At 72.9% G+C, this 19,636-nt stretch carries 13 protein-coding genes; 11 read left to right on the top strand and 2 right to left on the bottom strand.

Going from position 1 to position 19,636, the window contains the following annotated elements; translation table 11 throughout:
- The first annotated feature begins 300 nt into the window (after window positions 1-300).
- The 10 genes from mdeB (at window position 301) to F1D61_RS18525 (ending at window position 13,250) form a co-directional block, all read left to right on the top strand.
- On the top strand, window positions 301-3,033 hold the full coding sequence (gene mdeB / locus F1D61_RS18575) for an alpha-ketoglutarate dehydrogenase (RefSeq protein ID WP_203153131.1): 2,733 nt from the start codon (window positions 301-303) through the stop codon (window positions 3,031-3,033).
- A gap of 380 nt (window positions 3,034-3,413) precedes the next feature.
- Window positions 3,414-3,677 carry a hypothetical protein gene (locus F1D61_RS18570; RefSeq protein ID WP_203153130.1) on the top strand — a complete coding sequence of 88 codons (264 nt, stop codon included), beginning with the start codon at window positions 3,414-3,416 and terminating at the stop codon, window positions 3,675-3,677.
- 402 nt (window positions 3,678-4,079) lie between these two features.
- Entirely contained in the window at window positions 4,080-5,060 is a 981-nt protein-coding gene (locus F1D61_RS18565; protein WP_203159144.1) for an AAA family ATPase, read from the top strand.
- An 11-nt stretch (window positions 5,061-5,071) separates the two neighbouring features.
- Window positions 5,072-5,989: a DUF58 domain-containing protein gene (locus F1D61_RS18560; protein WP_432443316.1), complete on the top strand. Its 918-nt coding sequence runs from the start codon at window positions 5,072-5,074 to the stop codon at window positions 5,987-5,989.
- Window positions 5,976-6,428: a DUF4381 family protein gene (locus tag F1D61_RS18555; protein WP_203153129.1), complete on the top strand. Its 453-nt coding sequence runs from the start codon at window positions 5,976-5,978 to the stop codon at window positions 6,426-6,428. The genes F1D61_RS18560 and F1D61_RS18555 overlap by 14 nt, the downstream gene beginning before the upstream one ends.
- 4 nt (window positions 6,429-6,432) lie before the next feature.
- Window positions 6,433-7,401: a VWA domain-containing protein gene (locus F1D61_RS18550; RefSeq protein ID WP_203153128.1), complete on the top strand. Its 969-nt coding sequence runs from the start codon at window positions 6,433-6,435 to the stop codon at window positions 7,399-7,401.
- Window positions 7,398-8,318: a vWA domain-containing protein gene (locus F1D61_RS18545; RefSeq protein ID WP_203153127.1), complete on the top strand. Its 921-nt coding sequence runs from the start codon at window positions 7,398-7,400 to the stop codon at window positions 8,316-8,318. Before F1D61_RS18550 ends, F1D61_RS18545 begins: the two co-directional genes overlap by 4 nt.
- Before the next feature lie 816 nt (window positions 8,319-9,134).
- On the top strand, window positions 9,135-10,379 hold the full coding sequence (locus F1D61_RS18535) for a BatD family protein (protein WP_203153126.1): 1,245 nt from the start codon (window positions 9,135-9,137) through the stop codon (window positions 10,377-10,379).
- A 92-nt stretch (window positions 10,380-10,471) separates the two neighbouring features.
- Window positions 10,472-11,716 carry an allantoate amidohydrolase gene (locus tag F1D61_RS18530; RefSeq protein ID WP_203153125.1) on the top strand — a complete coding sequence of 415 codons (1,245 nt, stop codon included), beginning with the start codon at window positions 10,472-10,474 and terminating at the stop codon, window positions 11,714-11,716.
- Between the two features lie 256 nt (window positions 11,717-11,972).
- Window positions 11,973-13,250 carry an NAD(P)/FAD-dependent oxidoreductase gene (locus F1D61_RS18525; RefSeq protein ID WP_203153124.1) on the top strand — a complete coding sequence of 426 codons (1,278 nt, stop codon included), beginning with the start codon at window positions 11,973-11,975 and terminating at the stop codon, window positions 13,248-13,250.
- Between the two features lie 90 nt (window positions 13,251-13,340).
- Here F1D61_RS18525 and F1D61_RS18520 read toward each other — a convergent pair whose 3' ends face one another.
- Both F1D61_RS18520 and F1D61_RS18515 read right to left on the bottom strand, forming a co-directional pair.
- Window positions 13,341-15,311 carry a methyl-accepting chemotaxis protein gene (locus F1D61_RS18520; RefSeq protein WP_203153123.1) on the bottom strand — a complete coding sequence of 657 codons (1,971 nt, stop codon included), beginning with the start codon at window positions 15,309-15,311 and terminating at the stop codon, window positions 13,341-13,343.
- A gap of 104 nt (window positions 15,312-15,415) precedes the next feature.
- Entirely contained in the window at window positions 15,416-17,557 is a 2,142-nt protein-coding gene (locus F1D61_RS18515; protein ID WP_203159142.1) for a hybrid sensor histidine kinase/response regulator, read from the bottom strand.
- Between the two features lie 265 nt (window positions 17,558-17,822).
- Between F1D61_RS18515 and F1D61_RS18510 the strand changes: the two genes are divergently transcribed.
- A complete protein-coding gene (locus F1D61_RS18510; RefSeq protein WP_203153122.1) occupies window positions 17,823-19,469 on the top strand; it encodes a dihydroxyacetone kinase subunit DhaK in 1,647 nt (548 codons plus the stop codon).
- Window positions 19,470-19,636: the final 167 nt, after the last annotated feature.

The following is a 19,636-nucleotide window of genomic DNA, read 5'->3' as shown; positions in this document are numbered from 1 at the left end:
CTCCCACGCCGAAGCGGCTTCGACGAGGGGAGAGCATGGGTGAGGCCGGCCCGGCACAGCCCGATTTCTGCTGTGAGCTTAGGACAAAAGTGCCATTGACGCTACCCGTCGCACGCCGGCCGGCAACGATCCCATGCCGGACGGACCGGGCGGCCTCCCCGGTCTCGTGCGGCAAGAACGACCGCGCATGGCCGATCTCGCGAAAATGTTTTGCGCTGAAGACCGAATGGTCGGCAAACGAAGCAGCCTCTACCGCGACCGGGGAACTATCCTGGCGCCATCGATGGGAGATACGACGCCATGAGCGCGAGCGCCAAGCCGATCCCGACCGTGCCGGTCAACGAGAACGACCGTACCGGCAACCAAGCCATCCTGGGCCCGCGCGGCGTGGCCGACCCGGATCCGGCCGAGACCGCGGACTGGCTCGCCTCGCTCGAATCGGTGCTCCGTCACGGCGGCGCGGCGCGGGCCCGCTTCCTGCTCGACCGGCTGGAGCAGAAGGCGCGGGAGATCGGCGTCGTCGAGGAGGCGCCGCCCTACTCGCCCTACCGCAATACCATCCCGCTGGAGAAGCAGCCGCCCTATCCGGGCGACCTCGCGGTCGAGGAGCGCATCACCTCGATCATGCGCTGGAACGCGCTCGCCATGGTGGTGCGGGCCAACATGGCCTATGGCGAACTCGGCGGCCACGTCGCGTCCTATGCCTCGGCGGCCGAGATCTTCGAGCTCGGCTTCAACCACTTCTTCCAGGCCGGCGACGCGAGCGGAGCCGGCGCCGACCTCGTGTTCTTCCAGCCGCATTCGGCGCCCGGCGTCTATGCCCGCGCCTTCCTGGAAGGGCGGCTCTCCGAGACCAACCTCAAGCATTACCGCCAGGAGATCGCCGGCGAGGGCCTGTGCTCCTATCCCCATCCCTGGCTGATGCCGGACTTCTGGCAAGTGCCGACCGGCTCGATGGGCATCGGGCCGATGAACGCGATCTACCAGGCGCGCTTCATGCGCTACCTCAGCGACCGCGGGCTGGCCGAGACGAGCGGCCAGCACGTCTGGGGTGTGTTCGGCGACGGCGAGATGGACGAGCCGGAATCGATCGGCGCCCTGACGCTGGCGGCGCGCGAAAAGCTCGACAACGTTACCTTCGTCATCAACTGCAACCTGCAACGGCTCGACGGGCCGGTGCGCGGCAACGGCCAGATCATCCAGGAGCTGGAAAGCGTCTTCCGCGGCGCCGGCTGGAACGTCGTCAAGGTGCTGTGGGGCTCGGAATGGGACGCGATCTTCGCCCGCGACACCAACCACGCCCTGCTGCGCCGCTTCGCCGCCACGGTGGACGGCAAGTACCAGACGCTGGGCGCCAAGGACGGCGCCTACAACCTCGCCCACTTCTTCGGTGAGGACGAGGAGGTGAAGGCGCTGGTCTCCCACATGTCGGACGGGGACGTCGACAAGCTGAAGCGCGGCGGCCACGATTTCCGCAAGCTCTACGCGGCGTTTGCCGCCGCCAAGGCCACCAAGGGCCGCCCGACGGTGATCCTGGCCAAGACCAAGAAGGGGTACGGCATGGGGGGGGCGGGCGAATCGCGCATGACCGCCCACCAGGCCAAGAAGCTCGACACCGATGCGCTAAAGGCCTTTCGCGATCGCTTCGCCCTGCCGCTCACCGACGCGCAGGTCGAGCGCCTGGAATTCTACAAGCCCGACGAGAACAGCCGCGAATTGCGCTACCTGCGCGAGCGGCGCGAGACGCTCGGCGGCTTCCTGCCCAAGCGCCGCCGCACGGCAGCCCACGTCGCGGTGCCGGACCTCGGCACTTACGCCGGCTTCGCGCTCGAAGCCGACGGCAAGGAGATGTCCACCACCACCGCGGCGGTGCGGCTGTTCAGCAGCCTGATCAAGCACAAGGAACTCGGGCCCCGCGTCGTGCCGATCGTCGCCGACGAGGCGCGCACCTTCGGCATGGCGAACCTGTTCCGGCAGGTCGGCATCTACTCGCCGCTCGGCCAGCTCTACGAGCCGGAGGATGCCGGCTCGATGCTCTACTACAAGGAGTCCCGCGACGGGCAGCTGCTCGAGGAGGGCATCACGGAAGCGGGCGCGATCTCGTCCTGGGCCGCGGCCGCGACCTCCTACAGCGTCCACGGCCTCGCGATGCTGCCGTTCTACATCTACTACTCGATGTTCGGCTTCCAGCGCGTCGGCGACCTGATCTGGGCGGCGGCCGACCAGCGCGCCCGCGGCTTCCTGATCGGCGCCACCGCCGGCCGGACCACGCTCGGCGGCGAGGGCCTGCAGCACCAGGACGGGTCGAGCCACCTCGTCGCCGCGACGATCCCGAATTGCCGCGCCTACGACCCGGCCTTCGCCTACGAGATGGCGGTGATCCTCGATCACGGCGCCCGCGACATGATGGAGCGCGACGTCGACGCGTTCTACTACGTCACGGCGATGAACGAGAACTACGCCCAGCCCTTGATGCCGGACGGCGTGCGGGAAGGAATCATCCGAGGGATGTATCGGTTTGCCGACTATGGAGACGGTGAGCCGGCTATCCGTCTCCTTGGTTCCGGGGCGATCCTGCCGGAAGTCATCGCCGCGGCGAAGCTGCTCGCCGAGGATTGGGGCATCGCCAGCGAGGTCCACAGCGTCACGAGCTTCAGCGAACTCGCTCGCGACGCCCGCGAGGTCGAGCGCGCCAACCGCCTGAATCCTGGTTTGCCGGCAAAGCGCAGCCTGGTGGAAGAATCGCTGTCCGGCTCCGCGCCGGTGGTCGCCGCCACCGACTACGTCCGGGCCTACCCGCAATTGATCGCGACCGCGATCCGGGCCCGCTACGTCACGCTCGGCACCGACGGCTTCGGCCGCAGCGATACCCGCAGCGCGCTGCGCGCCTTCTTCGAGGTCGACCGGCACCACGTCGCGGTGGCGGCTTTGGCGGCTTTGGCCGACGACGGCAAGCTCGACCGGGCAAAGGTCGCGGAGGCGGTGGTCCGCTACGGGATCGGCCCGAACCGGCCGGCGCCCTGGACGGTGTGAGGTATCCCACGACGTGAGGCGGGGCGCTCCCGCTCGGGGAGCGCCCTCCCATTCTCGCATGTGGGCAAGAAGGTTCTGCACCTCTGCTTGAAGCCGGCTGACGAGGGGTCGGCCAAACCCGATCGGCTTGACCGCGCAGAGGGCTGTTCAGGGTGGTTTACGGAGCAGAGCTTTGAGCCTTCGCGAGCGCGCACGATTTCGCGAGCGCGCAAGACTCGAAGTCCGTAGCGTGAAGGCTCCAGCATGCGGTTGCGCCCGTAAGAGCTAACTTGCCGAAATGCATCGAACCGAAGCGGTGTGCCCGCACTCCGTCTAACCATTTCGAGCTTCAGCCGTTTCTACTCCCCAATTCGGGTCATGCCGAAAGAGGGGAGTCTAATATGAACAAGCTGGTTTTCGCCGCCGCGACGACTGTCGTGCTGCTGATGTCAAGTGCTCCAAGCTTTGCCCAGGGTATCCGGATCGGGCCTGGTGGCGTGGAAATCGATGATGGACGCGGCTATCGGCGAGATGATCGGGAAGACCACGACGAGCGTCGCTACCGCCGGATGTGTCGGGAGCTTCGTGACCGTTGCGAGAACAGGGATGTGTACGGCGAGGAAGGGCAGGGTAACTGCCGCCGCTATCGCCTAACATGCGGTTAAACGATCATTATCATTAAACTAACGGTTCTGAAAATCAGTCGCTGAATCGAGATGAATAATTCATGACCTTCTCGGCCAAATGGTCGAAATGATAATTTCCAGACACTCGAAATCTACGGAGTCGAGTGTCTGGAAATACATTAATTTTTATGTCTCGGTCCACGTTAAACATCGACCGCCCACGGTCATAGGCAGCCCTTCGCTTGGTCAAGCCGATGAGGTTCGATCCTGGGCATCAGGCACTCTCACCCTCCACCGCGGACTTAAAGCTACCCCACCCCCCTCACGCACGGGATTGACGGATCGGCAAAGACGCGGCCTGATCCCTCAAAAGCCGGTCCACGAAGCACCGGCCCTGAGGGGGAGACGCACCGAATGGCGCGAGGCGCTGAGCAGGCCGCGATGCGCAGCATCGCGGGAGCCGAGGATCCGGTGCGCGCGCGGCTCGAATCCCTGCGGACCGGTCTCGAAGTCGGCCTGATCGGCGCGTCCGGTCTCGTCGAGCGGCTGCTGATCGGGCTCCTCACCGGCGGCCACCTCCTGATCGAGGGGGCGCCGGGCCTCGCCAAGACCCGGGCGGTCAAGCGCCTCGCCGACGGGCTGCATACGGGCTTTGCCCGCATCCAGTGCACTCCCGACCTGATGCCCGCCGACCTCACCGGCACCACGGTCTGGCGGCCCGATGGCGGCCGGTTCGAGTTCCTGGAAGGCCCCCTGTTCCACTCCCTGGTGCTGGTCGACGAGGTCAACCGCGCGCCGCCCAAGGTGCAGTCGGCCCTGCTGGAGGCGATGGCCGAGGGTCAGGTCACGGTTGCGGGCATCACCCACCGGCTGCCCGATCCGTTCATGGTGGTGGCGACCCAGAACCCGATCGAGCATGCCGGCACCTTCCCGCTGCCGGAAGCGCAGCTCGACCGGTTCCTGCTCCACGTCGTGGTCGAGATGCCGGACGAGGCCTCCGAGCGCCGCATCCTCGACCTCGTCGAGGGCGAGATGACCGAGGAGGCCGCGCCGATGCCGGTGCGCCTCACCGCCGAGGAGCTGCGCGCCGCCCGGAGCGCCGCGCTCAAGACCCATGTCTCGCCGGCGCTCAAGGACTTTCTCGTCCGCCTCGTCGCCGCCACCCGGGCCGGGCCGGCGGCGGCGGACCTGCGCGGCGCCATCGAGCATCCGGTCTCACCCCGCGGCACGCTCGCCCTGATGCTCGCCGGCAAGGCCCGGGCCTACCTGCAGGGGCGCGACCACGTGGTGCCGGACGACATCGTGGCGCTGGCCGGCGACGCGCTCGCCCACCGCCTCGCCCTGACCTGGCGCGCCGCCGCGGAAGGCCAGACCGCCCGCGCCGTGGTCGCCGGCCTGCTCGACCGGGTGCGGCCGCTCTGAGGACCTCGTTCATCGTGGCACGGCCGCTCCCCAGCACGGACCCGCTCGGCGCACCCGGCATCGCCCTGGACGCCGGGGCGCTGATGGGCCTGCGCCACCTCGCCCGCCGGGGCGCCGGGGCGACGATGCAGGGCCGCTCGGGCCTGCCCGGCGGCATCGTCACCCGGCGGCGCGGCCGCGGCAGCGAGCCCGACGACGTGCGCCTCTGGACTGATGGCGACGACGTGCGCCACATCGACCGCAACGCCACCGCCCGCACCGGCACGCTGCACGTGCGCACCCACCACGAGGAGCGCGACCGCGCCGTGGTGCTGCTGGCCGATTTCCGGCCCTCGATGCTGTTCGGCACCCGCCGGGCGCTCCGCTCGGTCGCCGCCGCGGAGGCCCTGGTGCTGCTCGGCTGGCGCATCGCCGGCGATGGCGGCCGGGTCGGCCTCTGCGCCGCCGCGCCCGAGCCGGTCGCCCTGCCGCCGCGGGCCGGCGGGCGCGGCATGGCGGCCCTGTGCCAGGGCCTCGCCCGGGCGCATGAGAGCGCGCTGGCGGCCCCGCCTCACGCCGATCCGCCCCTCGGCCCGATCCTGGAACGGGCCCGCGCGCTGCTGCCGGCGGGCGGGCACCTGGTGCTGGCGAGCGCCCTCGATGCCCCGGGCGAGGGCTTCTCGGAGAGCGTGGCGGCCTTGGCCGAGCGGGTCTCCGTCAGCCTGATCCTGGTGAGCGACGCCTTCGAGCGCGCCGCGCCCCCGGGCCTCTACCCCTACGCCACCCCGGACGGGCGCCGCGGCACCGCCCGCATCGGCAAGGCGCGGGCGGCGCCCGAGGATCGTCTCGCGGCCTATGCCCGCCTCGGTCTCACGGGCTTGCGCCTCGACACCGAACTGGGTCCGGAAGGCTTCGCCCCCCTGATGGAGCGGCTCGATGCCGTGCTGTGAGGGAGCCCACGCGGCGCAGCCCATTCAAGCCGGGCTTGCGGGTCTGCGCGGCCTGCACGCCCCGCCCGATCCGGCCTGGATCCGGCTCGACATCCTGGCCGCCGTCGCGGCCGGCCTGGCGCTGGCGTGGCTTGCCGTCCGGCTCGCGCCGCGCTGGCGCGGCCGCCCGATCCGCAGGGCGGCGCTCGCCGAACTCGCCGCCGCCCGCGCCCTGCCGCCGCCGGAGCGCCGCGTCGCGCTGGCGCGGTTGAGCCGGCGCCTCGCCCGCAGCCTCGGGGTCGAGGAGCCGGCGGGGCTGGACGCCGCCTTGCGCACCGATTTCTTCGGCAACGGCCCCGGCCGCGCGCTGACCGACAATCTCTACGCCCCGGGCCCCGTGCCCGATCTCGCCGCCGCGGAAGCCGGTCTCGCCCGGCTCCTCGCGCACCTGAAGGCTTGAGACGATGGCCGGTCTCGCCTCCCTCGATGTCGCCGCGCCGCTTGCCGGCCTGCTCCTGCCGCTGCCGCTCCTGGCCGCCCGCTTCCTGCCGCCGCGGCCGGGCGGCAGCGGGGCGCTGGCGGTGCCGCCGTCCCTGGTCGCCGGGCTCGATCGGGCTGGGCCGCTCACCGTCGGGGTGCGCGGGCGCGCGGCGCTCACCTGGCTGCTCTGGGTCTCCCTGGTGGCGGCGCTCGCCGGCCCGCGGCTGGTCCTGCCCGGCGCGGCGCTCCCGGCCTCGGGGCGGGACATCGTGCTCGCCCTCGATTTGTCGGGCAGCATGGCGCGGATCGACTTTGCCCTCGACGGCCGCACCTCGTCGCGGCTCGCGGCGGTCAAGCGCGTCGGGGCCGAGTTCATCCGCCGCCGGGCCGGCGACCGGGTCGGCCTCGTGATCTTCGCCGACCAGGCCGACGTGGCCGCCGCCCCCTCCTTCGACACGCGCGCCGTCGCCCGGGCGCTGGAGGAGGCGCAGATCGGCCTCGTCGGCCGCTCGACCGGCATCGGCGACGGGCTCGGCCTCGCCGTGAAGCGCCTGGACGCCCTGCCGGGCCCGTCCAAGGTGGTGGTCCTGCTCTCCGACGGCGCCAACAATGCCGGCCAGACCACGCCGCGGGACGTGGCGGTGCTCGCCCACGAGCTCGGCATCCGGGTCCACACCATCGCGCTGGGCCCCCGCGACCTCGCCGACGCCGACGGCGAGCAGGACGTGGTCGATTCGGACGCCCTGCGCGACGTCGCGGCGACGAGCGGCGGCCGGTTCTTCCGGGTGCGCACCACCGAGGACCTGGCCGGCGTCGCCGACAGCATCGACGCCTTGGAGGGCGGGCGCGACCGGGCCCCGCCGGTGCCCCTGCGCCGCGACCTGTGGCCGTGGCCGGGCGGGGTCGCGCTTCTCTCCGCGCTGGTCCTCCTGCTGACCCGGAGGGCGGCGTGACCGAGGCCTTCACGCTCCTGCGCCCGTGGTGGCTCCTCGCCCTGCCGCTCCTCGGGCTGCTCGCCTGGCGTGCCGCCCACCGCTCCGCGCCACTCGGCGACTGGGTGAAGGCGGTGGAGCCGCACCTGATGGCGGCGCTCGCCGCCCGCGGCGCGGTGCGGCCGGGGCGGCGCGTCGGGCAGGGCTTGCTGGTTCTGGCCGCCGCCCTCCTCGCCTTCGGCCTTGCCGGCCCGGCGCGGGAGCGCCGCGACGTGGCGGGGTTCCGCAACCTCGACGCCACGATCATCGCCCTCGACCTGTCGCGCTCGGTCGCCGAGGGCGGGCGCCTCGCCGAGGCGCGGGCGCTGGCGCAAGGCCTGGCCGAGGCCGCCGGCACGAAGGCGGTCGCCGTCATCGCCTATGCGGGCGACGCCTACCTCGCCGCGACGCCGACCACCGACCGGGATTCCCTGAGCACCATCCTGTTCGCCCTCGACGGCGCCACCGTGCCGGATCGCGGCAGCCACCCGGCCCGCGCCCTGGCGCTGGCCCGCCGGACGCTGGCCGAGGGCGCGGTGGTGACCGGCGACGTGGTGCTGGTGAGCGACGGCGGCGGCCTCGACGACGCCGCGTCCCGCGAGGCGTCCGCGCTCCGGGAGGAGGGTCATCGGCTACACACCGTACTGGTCACGAACACCGCCCTGCCGCCGGAGGCGCCGCGGCCCGATGGCGGCGCCCTGTCCCGCCTCGCCACCCTCGGCGGCGGCACGGCCGGCAGCCTCGACGCGCCGGGCCCGGTCCTGGCGGCAATCTCCGAGACGGTCGCCCGCCATCTCGCGGAGGGCGGCTACACGGTGCTGGCCTGGCAGGATCTCGGCCGCTGGCTCGCCGGCCTCGCGCTGCTGCCGGTCCTGCTGCTCTTCCGGCGGAGCGCCTGATGCGACCCCTCCTCCTCGCCGCCGGTGCCGTCGCCCTGGTCGGGCTCGCCGTGGAACCCGCCGCATTGGCCCGCCTGCTCCTCGGGGCCGGGCTGCCGGGCTGGCGGCGCGGGTCAGCGACGATCCGGCCTGGCGCGGCACCGCCCTCTACGCCGCCGGGCGCTACACGCAAGCCGCCGAAGCCTTCTCGACCTCTCCCTACAACCGCGGCAACGCGCTCGCGCTCGCCGGGGACCTGAAAGGGGCGCTCGCCGCCTACGAGGCGGCGGTCGCCCGCGACCCGGCCGACGAGGACGCCAAGGCCAATCGCGAGCTGATCGCGCGCCTCCTCGACACGCCGGACGCCCCCGGCGGCCGCACCGCCGGCGAAGCGAACGCCAAGGCCGATTCCACCACCCGCTACGCCACCAAGACCGAATCGGATGCCAACGACGCCGGGACCGCCTCCACCGGCGAGGGTCTGGCGGGCCACCGCGAATCCGCCTCGGCCGCCGATTCGCCGGGCAATTCCAAGGCCGCCCGCACCGGCCGGGCCGAGCAGCGGGCGGTCGATCCCGGCCGCGGCCAGGCGCGGGGCTCGGCCAGCGATGCCGAGGGCGGCGGGCGCCAGGGCGGCGGCAATGCCAGCGTGTCCGAGGTGATCGAGCGCGAGGCGCGCCGGGTCTCGAAGAGCTTCGAGGCCCGCGAGATCCGCCCCGACCGGCACTGGCTCGCGACCCTGACCGACGATCCCGGCCGCTTCGTCGCCTTGCGCATCCTCGCCGAGCAGACCCGCCGGCGCGAGGCCGGCACCGCCGTCCAGCCCGGGAGCAACCCATGGTGAGGCAATCCCTCGGCTGCCTCGTCGCCCTGGCGGTGCTGGCCGTCACGCCGGCCTTCGCCCTGGAGGACGGCGACCTCAGCCTGACCGTCACCGCCGAGGTGCCGGGCGGCGCCACGCCCTATCCGCGCGAGATGGTGCTGCTGCGCATCCGCGGGACCTACCGGGCGCAGATCGCGCTCGAAGACCTGCGCCAGCCGAGCCTGCCGCATTTCGGCTGGACCCAGCTCGGCCGCGACCACTGGTCCCGCGTCACGATCCAGGGCCAGGAGGCGCGCGGCTTCGAGCGCACGGTCGCGGTGTTTCCGCAGGGGCCCGGCCGCTTCGTCATCGATCCCTTCGTGCATCGCCTGACGATCGTCGACGGCGGCGAGCGCCGGGTGGTCGAGGTGCGATCGAGCCCCCTGCCGGTCGAGGTCGCGGCCTGGCAGGGACCGGGCGGGCCGGACGCCGCCGAGCCCTGGTGGCTGGCGGCGCAGGACGTGACGGTGACCGACCAGTGGGAGCCCGAGCCCGAGGGATTGAGACTCGGCGAGCCGGCCCGCCGCACCGTGACCCTGGACGTGCGCGGCGTCACCGCCGACGCCCTGCCGCCGCGGCCCGTCTTACGCACCCGCGGCGTCCTCACCTTCGCCGGCCCGGTCGAGCGCCAGACCCGCATCACCCCGACGGGGCCGGTATCCCGGGTGACCTATCGCTGGGACGTGCGCCCGGGCGTGCCGGAGCCGATCACCCTCTCGGCGATCGCGATCCCGTGGTTCGACACGCGGGCGCGGGTGATGCGCACGGCCGAGATCCCGGCCCGCATCATCGGCGGCCGGGCGGCGAAGGCTGCCGAGGAGGCGCCCCCTCCCCCGGCCTCGCCCTGGCGGGCGCTGGTCGCGGGGCTCGCCGCCTTCGGGCTGGGCCTCGGCGCCTGGGGATATTCGCGCCACCGCGAGGCCCCGGCGGCCCCTGCCCTGCGGGCGCTGGCCCGGGCCGCCCGGCGGCGCGACGCGCGGGGGTTCCACGCCGCCCTCAACCAAGCCGCCCGCCGCGATCCCGCCCTCGCGGCGGCCTGGCGTGCCGATCCGGCAATCGGCCCGCGCCTCACCGCCCTCGATGCCGCCCTGTTCGGTCCGGGCGACACCCCGGCACCGGACCTCGCCGGCCTCGCCCGGGACCTGCGGACAATCCGGGTGCCCGCCGCAGCCCCGGACGGCCTCGCTCCCCTCGACGGCCCGCGCCCGGTGAAGGCCTGACGGTCGGCACGAGGCATGCGGTGTGATCGGTTGCCTTATCCGGCACCAACCCTGCATATCGCCGGCTCGAAGCCCGCAGGGTCACGAATGCTATGACCGAGACCACCCCCCGCCTCGGCGCCCGCGTGATGGCGCTGATCGACGACCTCGCCCGTCACACCGACGAGCCCGGCCGGCTGACCCGGCTCTATCTCTCGCCGGCCCATCGGGCGACGGCCGAGGCGGTGCTCGGCCTGATGCGGGAGGCCGGCCTGACGGCGCGGATCGATGCCGCCGGCAGCGTGGTCGGGCGGATCGAGGGGCGGGAGCCGGGGCTGCCGGCCCTGGTGCTCGGCTCGCATATCGACAGCGTGGTCGATGCCGGGCGCTACGACGGTCCGCTCGGCGTCGTGGCGGGGCTGGTCGTGGCGGAGGAGATCCGCGCCCGCGGCCTCGCGCTGCCCTTCGCCCTGGAGGTGGTGGCCTTCGGCGACGAGGAGAACGTGCGCTTCCCGACCTCGCTCTCGACCTCGAAGGCCTGGGCCGGGCAGTACAAGTCGGAGTGGCTGGAGGGCCGCGACGCCGCCGGCACGCCATTGCGCGAGGCGCTGGTCGCGTTCGGCGGCGATCCGGACGGCATCCCGGCCCTGGCCCGGTCCCGGGCGGACATCGCCGGCTATCTCGAAATCCACATCGAGCAGGGTCCGGCGCTCGAGGCGGCGGGCCAGCCGGTGGGCGTGGTCTCGGGCATCGTCGGGCTCACCCGGGCGCGCTGCACCGTGACGGGCGAGGCCAACCATGCCGGCACCGTGCCGATGGGCCTGCGCCGGGACGCGCTCGCCGCCGTCGCCGAGATGACGCTGGCGGTCGAGCGCCTGGGCGAGGGCGTGCCGGGCGCGGTCGCGACGGTCGGATCCGTCACGGTGGTGCCGGGGGCGGTCAACGTGATTCCGGGCCGGGTCGATTTCAGCCTCGACCTGCGCGCGCCGGAGGATGCCGACCGTCACGGCCTGTTCGCGGCGATTCAGCGAGAGTGCCGGGCGATCGCGCAGAGGCGCGCGGTCGGCTTCACCTCCGAGACCTACATGGACAACCCGGCGGTCGCCCTCGATCCGGGCTTCCAGGCCGCCCTCGACCGGACGGCGCGGCGCCTCGGCCACGCCCCCCTGCGGCTGCCCTCCGGCGCCACCCACGACGCGGTGGCGATGGCGGCGCTCGGCGCGTCCGCGATGCTGTTCGTGCGTTGCCGCGGCGGCATCAGCCACAACCCGGCCGAATCGATCACCCTGGAGGATGCCGACGCGGCGACGCGGGTGCTTCTGGAGACGGTGCTCGATCTTGCGGGGATGTCGCAGTGACGGGCCATCCCGTCCGCTAAATCCAAGATCGCGGACATCATCTCCCTCCCATCCACGACCTCATCCTGAGGTGTCAGTCCATCATTGATGGACTGACCTCGAAGGAGAGCTCCAGTCGCCGCTGCGATCCCTGGAGCCCTCCTTCGAGGCTCCTTTCAGTCTGCGACCTCCGATCGCCTGCACCTCGGGATGAGGTCGTGGGTGGGACGGAGTGTCGAACAATCGCGCAAGCCCTGAGCGGCGAAAGAATGATTCCATGGAGCACGACGAGCAGACGGCCGACATCGTGGTGGTCGGCGGCGGGATGGTGGGCCTGTCCTCGGCCATCGCCCTGAAGGATCGCGGGCGGGACGTGGTCCTGTGCGATCCCGGCGAGGCCCGGGCGCGCACCTCCTACGGCAATGCCGGCGTGGTCAGCCGCGGCTCGATCCTGCCCATGTCGGGCCCCGGCCTGTGGGGCAAGCTGCCGGCCTACCTGCGCAACGCCGATGCGGGCTTGCGCCTGCGCCACCTCCACCTCCTGCGGGTGATGCCCTGGGTGGCGCACTTCCTGGCGAGCGCCCGCACCTCCGCCTGGCGCCGGGCCGCCGAGGCGCTGGCCCCGCTCACCGACGCCGCCTATCCGGAGCATCGCCGCCTCGCCGACCGGGCCGGGGTGCCCCACCTGCTGCGCGAATGCGGGTGGGTGAAGCTCTACCGCACGGACGAGGCCTTCGCCGGGGCGGCCCTGGAGCGCGAGATCCTGAGCCATCACGGCGTGCCGTTCGAGATCCTCGACGGGGCGGGCATCCAGGCCCTGGAGCCGGCGCTGATCCGCCCCTTCGCCCGGGCGATGCTGCTGCCGGAGACCGGCGCGGTCGGGGACCCCGGCGGTCTCGTCGAGGCGGCCGAACGGCTGTTCTCGGGTCTGGGCGGCCGTATCCTGCGCACCACCGTGAGCCGCCTGGAGCCTCGCGGCGACGAATGGTGCGTCGTCCATCCCGGCGGCACGATCCGGGCGCGCCAGGTGGTGCTGGCGACGGGGGCTGCGGCCAACGACTTGTCCCGGCCTCTCGGCTACCGCTTCGCCTTCGCGGCCGAGCGCGGCTATCACCGCCACTACGCCCTGCATCCCGGCAGCCCGCCCCTCACCCGCCCGATCTACGATACCGGCGCCGCCTCGATCCTGTCGCCGATGGGCGAGGGACGGGTGCGGGTGCTCTCCGGCGTCGAGGTGGCCGACCGCCATGCCGAGCCGGACTATTCCCAGATCGAGGCGGCGGCGCGGGAGGCCGCCGGCACGGTGCGCCTGGGCCAGCCCCTCGACAACCGGCCCTGGCTCGGCTCCCGCCCCTCGACCCCGGACGGCCTGCCGGTGATCGGGTTCGCCCCCCGCCATCCCGGCCTGATCTTCGCCTTCGGCCACGGCCATATCGGCCTCTCGACCGGCCCGATCACCGGCCGGCTCGTCGCCGACCTCGCCACCGGCCGGACGCCGTCGGTGCCGGTGGCGCCGTTCGCGCCGGGGCGGCTGCTGGGGTGGCCGCGGTTATAGGCCGGCACGCCCAAACACGGGCGGGGTGAATTCGATGATGAGAGCCGGCTAAAAAACTATTTTCCTGAGGAAAATATCCGCTCTCCGGGTTCAATCCACAAATCGGATTCCGACCTCGCAGCCAAGCTGGCGCACGACCTCGCAGGTGCGCGCCGGCCTGCCCTCGCCCTGGCCCTCGATGTCGAGGACGATCCGGATCGGCAGCCGCACCGGCTGCGCCAGCGCGAGCTTGGCGCCGGACTTGGACAGGTTGAGCACGAGGCAGGGCATGACCTCCACCGGACCGGCGCCCGGCGGCAGCGCGATCCGGCCGGGGAGCGAGGTGCGCGACCGCTCGTCGATCCGCCGCTCCTCGAGGCCGACCAGCCACTCGTCGAGGGTCGCGGCGATCTCGGCGACGCCCGCCGCACTGGTCTGGACGTTGGCGTTGACGTCACCGGTGGTGCTGCACTGGTGATCGCTCGCGGCCGCGGTCTCCGTGATGAAGCCCTCGACGGCATCGACCGCGCCGCGGATCGAGCCCAGGGCCTCCCCGACCTCCCGCGACACCTCCTGCATCGCGCCGATCTCGGCCGAGATCCGGCCGGTCGCGGCGCCGGCCTGGCCGGCGAGGTTCTTCACCTCCGCCGCCACCACGGCGAAGCCCCGCCCGGCGGCCCCGGCCCGGGCCGCCTCGATCGTGGCGTTGAGCGCGAGCAGGTTGATCTGCTCGGCGATGGCCGTGATGACCTCCACCACCCCGTTCATCGCCTGCGCGGCGTGGTCGAGCCGCCGGGTGGCGGCGCCGGCGGCACTCATCCGTTCCTGGATCGCGTCGACCGCCTGGCGCGACTCCTCCATCCGGGTCGCGATCGAGGCCGAGGTCCGGTGCATCTCCTCGGCCGCTGCCGAGACCGCCTGGACCCGGGCCAGGGTCCGCTCGGCCGCCGCGATCGCCGTCGCCCGCACGGTCATGCTGTGCGTCACGTCGGTGGCGAACTTGATCACCTTGCAGGGGCGCCCGTTGAGGTCGAGGACGGGCGTGTAGGTGGCCTGGATCCACACCTCCCGCCCGCCCTTGCCGAGCCGCTGGTACACGGCGGAACTGTAGCGCCCGGCGCGCAGGGATTCCCAGAACTCGGCATAGGACCGGCTCGCGGCCTGGTCGGGGGAGACGAACAGGCGGTGGTGGCGGCCGACGATCTCGTCGAGGGTGTAGCCCATCGCCGCGAGGAAGTGGCCGTTGGCATCGAGGACGGTGCCGTCCATGTCGAACTCGATCACCGCCTGCGAGCGGAGCGCCGCCTCGATCTTGCCGGCGGTGTCGGCGGCGTGCTGCTTGGCGGCGGTGATGTCGGCGGCGTACTTGACGATCTTGAGCGTGCGCCCGGTCGCGTCGAGGATCGGGTTGTAGGTCGCCTGGATCCAGATCTCGGCGCCGTCCTTGCCTCGGCGCTTGAACTCGCCCGCATGGTACCCGCCGCGGCCGAGCCGGGCCCAGAACTCGCGGTATTCCGGCGAATCGGCCTCGCCGTCCGTCACGAACATGCGGTGGTGGCGCCCGACGATCTCGTCGGCGCGATAGCCCATCGCCGCCAGGAAATGCGGGTTGGCGTCGAGGATGGTTCCGTCGGGGGCGAAGTGGATCACCGCCTGCGAGCGGTTGATCGCGGTGATCTGGCCGGCGGCATCGGTCGCCGCCAGCGTCTCGGCGGTGACGTCGAGGGCGAACTTCACGATCCGGATCGGCCGGCCGCGTGCGTCGAGCACCGGGTTGTAGCTGGCGCGGATCCAGACCTCGCGTCCGCCCTTGGCTAGGCGCCGGTACTCGGCGGTCTGGAACTCGCCCCGGCGCAACGTCGCCCAGAACGCCTCGTAGGCCGGATCCGCCGCCTCGGCGGGATCGACGAACAGGCGGTGATGACGCCCGCGCACCTCCTCGAGGGTGTAGCCCATCAGCCGGAGGAAGTTCTCGTTCGCCTCGATCAGCGTGCCGTCGAGGCCGAAGGTCACGGTGGCCTGCGAGCGCTCGATGGCGTCGAGCTTGGCAGCCTTGCTGGAGCGGCGCGCGGAGGCGAACATTTTTTGTCCCAAACGATCGTGGGCGTTCCTCCCCCTTGAAACAGGTCGTTCTTAACGTAGCGTAATACTTGCTAATCCCGCGACCGAGCGTCGCAGGGATGGCGTCATGGGAGGGCGAGCATCTCGCGGATGCGCAAGCCCAGGGCCTCGACCCCGAAGGGCTTGGTCAGCACCTGCATGCCGGGCTCGAGCCGGCCGGTGCCGAGCGCCGCGCTCTCGGCATAGCCGGTGATGAACAGCACCTTCAGGCCCGGCCGCCGCACCCGGGCCGCATCGGCCATCTGGCGCCCGTTCATGCCGCCGGGCAGGCCGACATCGGTGACGACGAGATCGATGCGCGCGCCCGATTGCAGCACCGCGAGGCCGGCCGCGCCGTCGGCCGCCTCGATCGCCCTGTAGCCGAGATCCCCCAGCACCTCGGTCACCAGCATCCGCACGGTCGGCTCGTCGTCGACCACCAGCACCGTCTCGCCCCGCTCGGCCCGGGGCGCTTCCGCTGGGGCCGCCTGCGGGCCTTGCGCCTCGGCGGTGCCGTGGTGGCGCGGCAGGACGAGGCAGACCCGGGTGCCGCGGCCGGGCTCCGACTCGATCCGCACCTGGCCGCCGGATTGCTGGGTGAAGCCGTAGATCATCGACAGGCCGAGGCCCGTGCCCTGGCCGATCGGCTTCGTGGTGAAGAACGGCTCGAACACCCGGGCGATCACCTCCGGGCTCATCCCGGTCCCGGTATCGGTCACGCAAAGCGACAGGTAGTCGCCGGGCGGGATGCCGTGCGGGCCGGCCGCCGCCGCGTCGAGGTGGAGGTTCGCGGTCCCGATCGCGATGCGGCCGCCATCCGGCATCGCGTCGCGGGCGTTGAGGCAGAGGTTGAGGAGGGCGTTCTCGAGCTGCGGCGGATCGACCAGCACGGTCCACAGGTCCGGGGCGCCGTCGACCGCGATCTCGATTTCCGGGCCGACACTGCGCCTGATCAGCTCCTCCATGCCGGCCACGAGCTGGTTGACGTCGGTCGGGCGGGGATCGAGCGTCTGGCGGCGCGAGAAGGCGAGCAGCCGGTGGGTCAGCGCCGCGGCGCGCCTCGCGGCCCCTTGCGCCGCCGCCATGTAGCGGTCGACCTCGCCGAGCCGGCCCTGGCCGATGCGGGTCTGCATCAGTTCGAGCGCGCCCGAGATGCCGGCGAGCAGGTTGTTGAAGTCGTGGGCCAGACCCCCGGTGAGCTGGCCCACCGCCTCCATCTTCTGCGACTGGCGCAAAGCCTCCTCGGCCCGCATCAGCTCGGCGCTGCGCGCGGCGACCCGCTGCTCCAGGGTCTCGGTGAGCGCCCGCAGCATCGTGGTGGCGCGGTCGCGCTCCGCCTCGACGGCGCGGCGCTCGTTCACGTCGATGAGGACGCCGGGAAAGCTCAGCGGCGTGCCGTCCGGGGCGTGGTCGACCCGTCCGTTCGCCTCGAGCCAGTAATACTGCCCGTCGGCGCGCCGGGTCCGGTACTGGTGGGCGAAGGCGCCGCCGCGGATCACCACCGCGTCGATCGCCGCCACCACACCGGCCCGGTCGTCCGGATGCACGGTCTCGATCACCTGCTCCAGGCTCAATCCCTCGCGGCCCAGATGCGGATCGAGGCCGAAGCTGCGGGCGAAGGCCTCGTCGACGGTGAAGCGGTCGTTCGGCAGGTCCCAGAGCCAGGTGCCGATGATCGCGCCGGCCGCCAGCGCCAGCTGGACCCGCTCGATGTTCTCCCGGGCGATCGCCTCGCTCTCGCGCAGGCGCCGGGTCGCGGTCACCTGGGCGGTGGTCTCGTTGGTGAGGATGAACAGGCCGGCGACGCGGCCCTCGCCGTCGAGGACCCGAGAATAGGAGAAGGTCCACCAGGTCTCGGCCTCGCCCCGGTCGGTGTCGAGCGTCCACGGCAGGTCGACGAAGCGCCGGCTGCGCCCGGCGAAGGCGTCCGCGATGATCGGCTTGGCCTGCTCCCAGCCATCGGCCCAGACCCGGTCGAAGCGCTCGCCCATCGCCCAGTCGAGCCGGGGGCCGAGCAGCGGGAAATACGTCTCGTTGAAGAAGAAGTGCAGGTCCGGCCCCCAGGCCAGGATCATGCTCTCGGGCGAGTTCAGCACCAGGGACAGCGCCGTGCGCAGGGCCTCGGGCCAGGTCTCGGGTAGCCCGAGCGGATGGCGCGACCAGTCGCGCGCGCGGATCATCGCGGCCGCGCGGCCGCCGCCGGCCAGGAACGGGAGGGGATCACTCATCGGCGTGGCGGCGGTCACCTGGGTCAGGTCGGGCTTCACGCCGCTCGACGTCACAGCCGGTCTCGACACTCGGTTCGTTCGGGCGGCATCCGGCGCCGGACGGCCCGGACGCACCTCGGCCTTATCGCCCGAAGCGGCCGATTCGGCAAAGTCGTCCGGTGCCGGCCCGTCGCCATGGCGGGAGGCCGGCGCTTTTGGCAGGATCGGCGGCAAACGCCGCGTCGCGTCCGGTCGAGCCGCGATCCAGGCCACGAGGGGAGGACAGATGGCCCATTTCATCAACGACCGCGCCGCCCTTGTCATGGAGGCGGTGGACGGTCTCGTCGCGGGCAGCGGCGGCCGGCTCGCCCGCCTCGACGGCGACCCGGCGATCCGGGTCGTGCTGCGGGCCGACTGGCCGGCCGACCGCGTCGCGGTCGTCTCAGGCGGCGGCTCGGGCCACGAGCCGGCCCATGCGGGCTTCGTCGGGCCCGGCCTCCTCACCGCGGCGGTGTGCGGCGACGTCTTCGCCTCGCCCTCCGTCGACGCGGTGCTGGCCGGGATCCTGGCGGTGACCGGGCCGGCGGGCTGCCTCGTCATCATCAAGAACTATGCCGGCGACCGGCTGAATTTCGGGCTCGCCGCCGAGCGCGCCCGGGCGCTGGGCCTCGCGGTCGAGACCGTCACGGTCGCCGACGACGTGGCGATCCCGGGCGCCGCCCAACCGCGGGGCATCGCCGGCACGCTCCTGGTCCACAAGGTGGCGGGCCATGCCGCGCAAACCGGGCGTCCGCTCGCCGAGGTCGCGGCGGCCGCCCGCGCCGCCGCCGCGGCGGTCAGGTCCCTCGGCCTCGCGGTCTCGGGCTGCACGATGCCGGGTGGGACGGCGGAATCCCGCCTCGCGCCGGGCCAGGCCGAACTCGGTCTCGGCATCCACGGCGAGCCCGGCATCGAGCGCATCGCCCTGCCGCCGGCCGCCGACCTCGCCCGCCTGATGACGGAGCGCCTCGGGGAAGCCGTCCCGGGCGACGGGCCGCTCGCCCTCCTGGTCAACGATCTCGGCGGCACCACGGCCCTGGAGATGCAGGTGCTGACGGGCGCGGTGCTGGCGACGCCGCTGGGCCGCCGGGTGCGCCTGCTCCTCGGGCCGGCCGCCGCGATGACGGCCCTCGACATGCACGGCGTCTCGCTCTCGGTCATGCCCCTCGACGCCGCGACGGACACCGCGCTGACAGCCGCGACCGAGGTCCCGGCCTGGCCGCGGGCGGTGCCGGTGGCGCCGCCGGCGCTCCGCCCCCTGCCCGATCGTCTCGCGCAGGCGGATTCGGGTGCCTTCCCCTCGCACGATCCCGCCGTGGCAGGGGCGATCACGGCGGTCTGCCGCGCCCTGATCGGGGCGGAGGCGGATCTCAACGCCCTCGATGCGCGGGTCGGGGACGGCGACACCGGCACCACCTTCGCGGCGGCGGCCCGGGCGGTGATCGCCGATCTCGACCGGCTGCCCCAGGCCGATCCCGCCGCCCTGTGCCGCGCCCTTTCCGACCGCCTCGCCCGGGTGGCCGGCGGATCGAGCGGGGTGCTGATGTCGATCTTCTTTGCTGCCGCCGGTTCCGGCCTCGCCGACGGGCTGGGCTGGCCGGAGGCCCTGACGCGGGGAGCGGACCGGCTCCAGGCCCATGGCGGGGCGAAACCCGGGGACCGCACCCTGCTCGATGCCCTGGTGCCGGCCCTCGCGGCCCTGCCCGCGGGCGGCGTGACGGCGGCGGCGCAGGCCGCGGAAGCGGGAGCCGCCGCCACCGCCCGGATGACCCGGGCCGGCACCGGCCGGTCGAGCTACCTCGCCGCCGCCGATCTCGACGGGGTCGAGGATCCGGGCGCGGTCGCGGTGGCCCGTGCCTTCGAGGCCCTGGCCGTCGCGGGTGCGGGCGGGTGAGGCGCGACGACGGTTGGCGTGAGAGCCCGGGCGGATGGGCATTCGGCCGGGGCGCGCATCGCGCGCCGTGCGGTGTCGGCCCGGCCGATGTCGTAACGAGACGAGGCGGTCTCCCTTTCCCGAGTGTAGGGCTGTCCGGGGAAAATCGTGGCGCATCTCCCCTCTCC

It is taken from the genome of Methylobacterium aquaticum (assembly GCF_016804325.1).
Taxonomy (GTDB): Bacteria; Pseudomonadota; Alphaproteobacteria; order Rhizobiales; family Beijerinckiaceae; genus Methylobacterium; species Methylobacterium aquaticum_C.
Note: the sequence above shows the minus strand (reverse complement) of the source record. Positions and strands in the feature narration are given on the sequence as shown.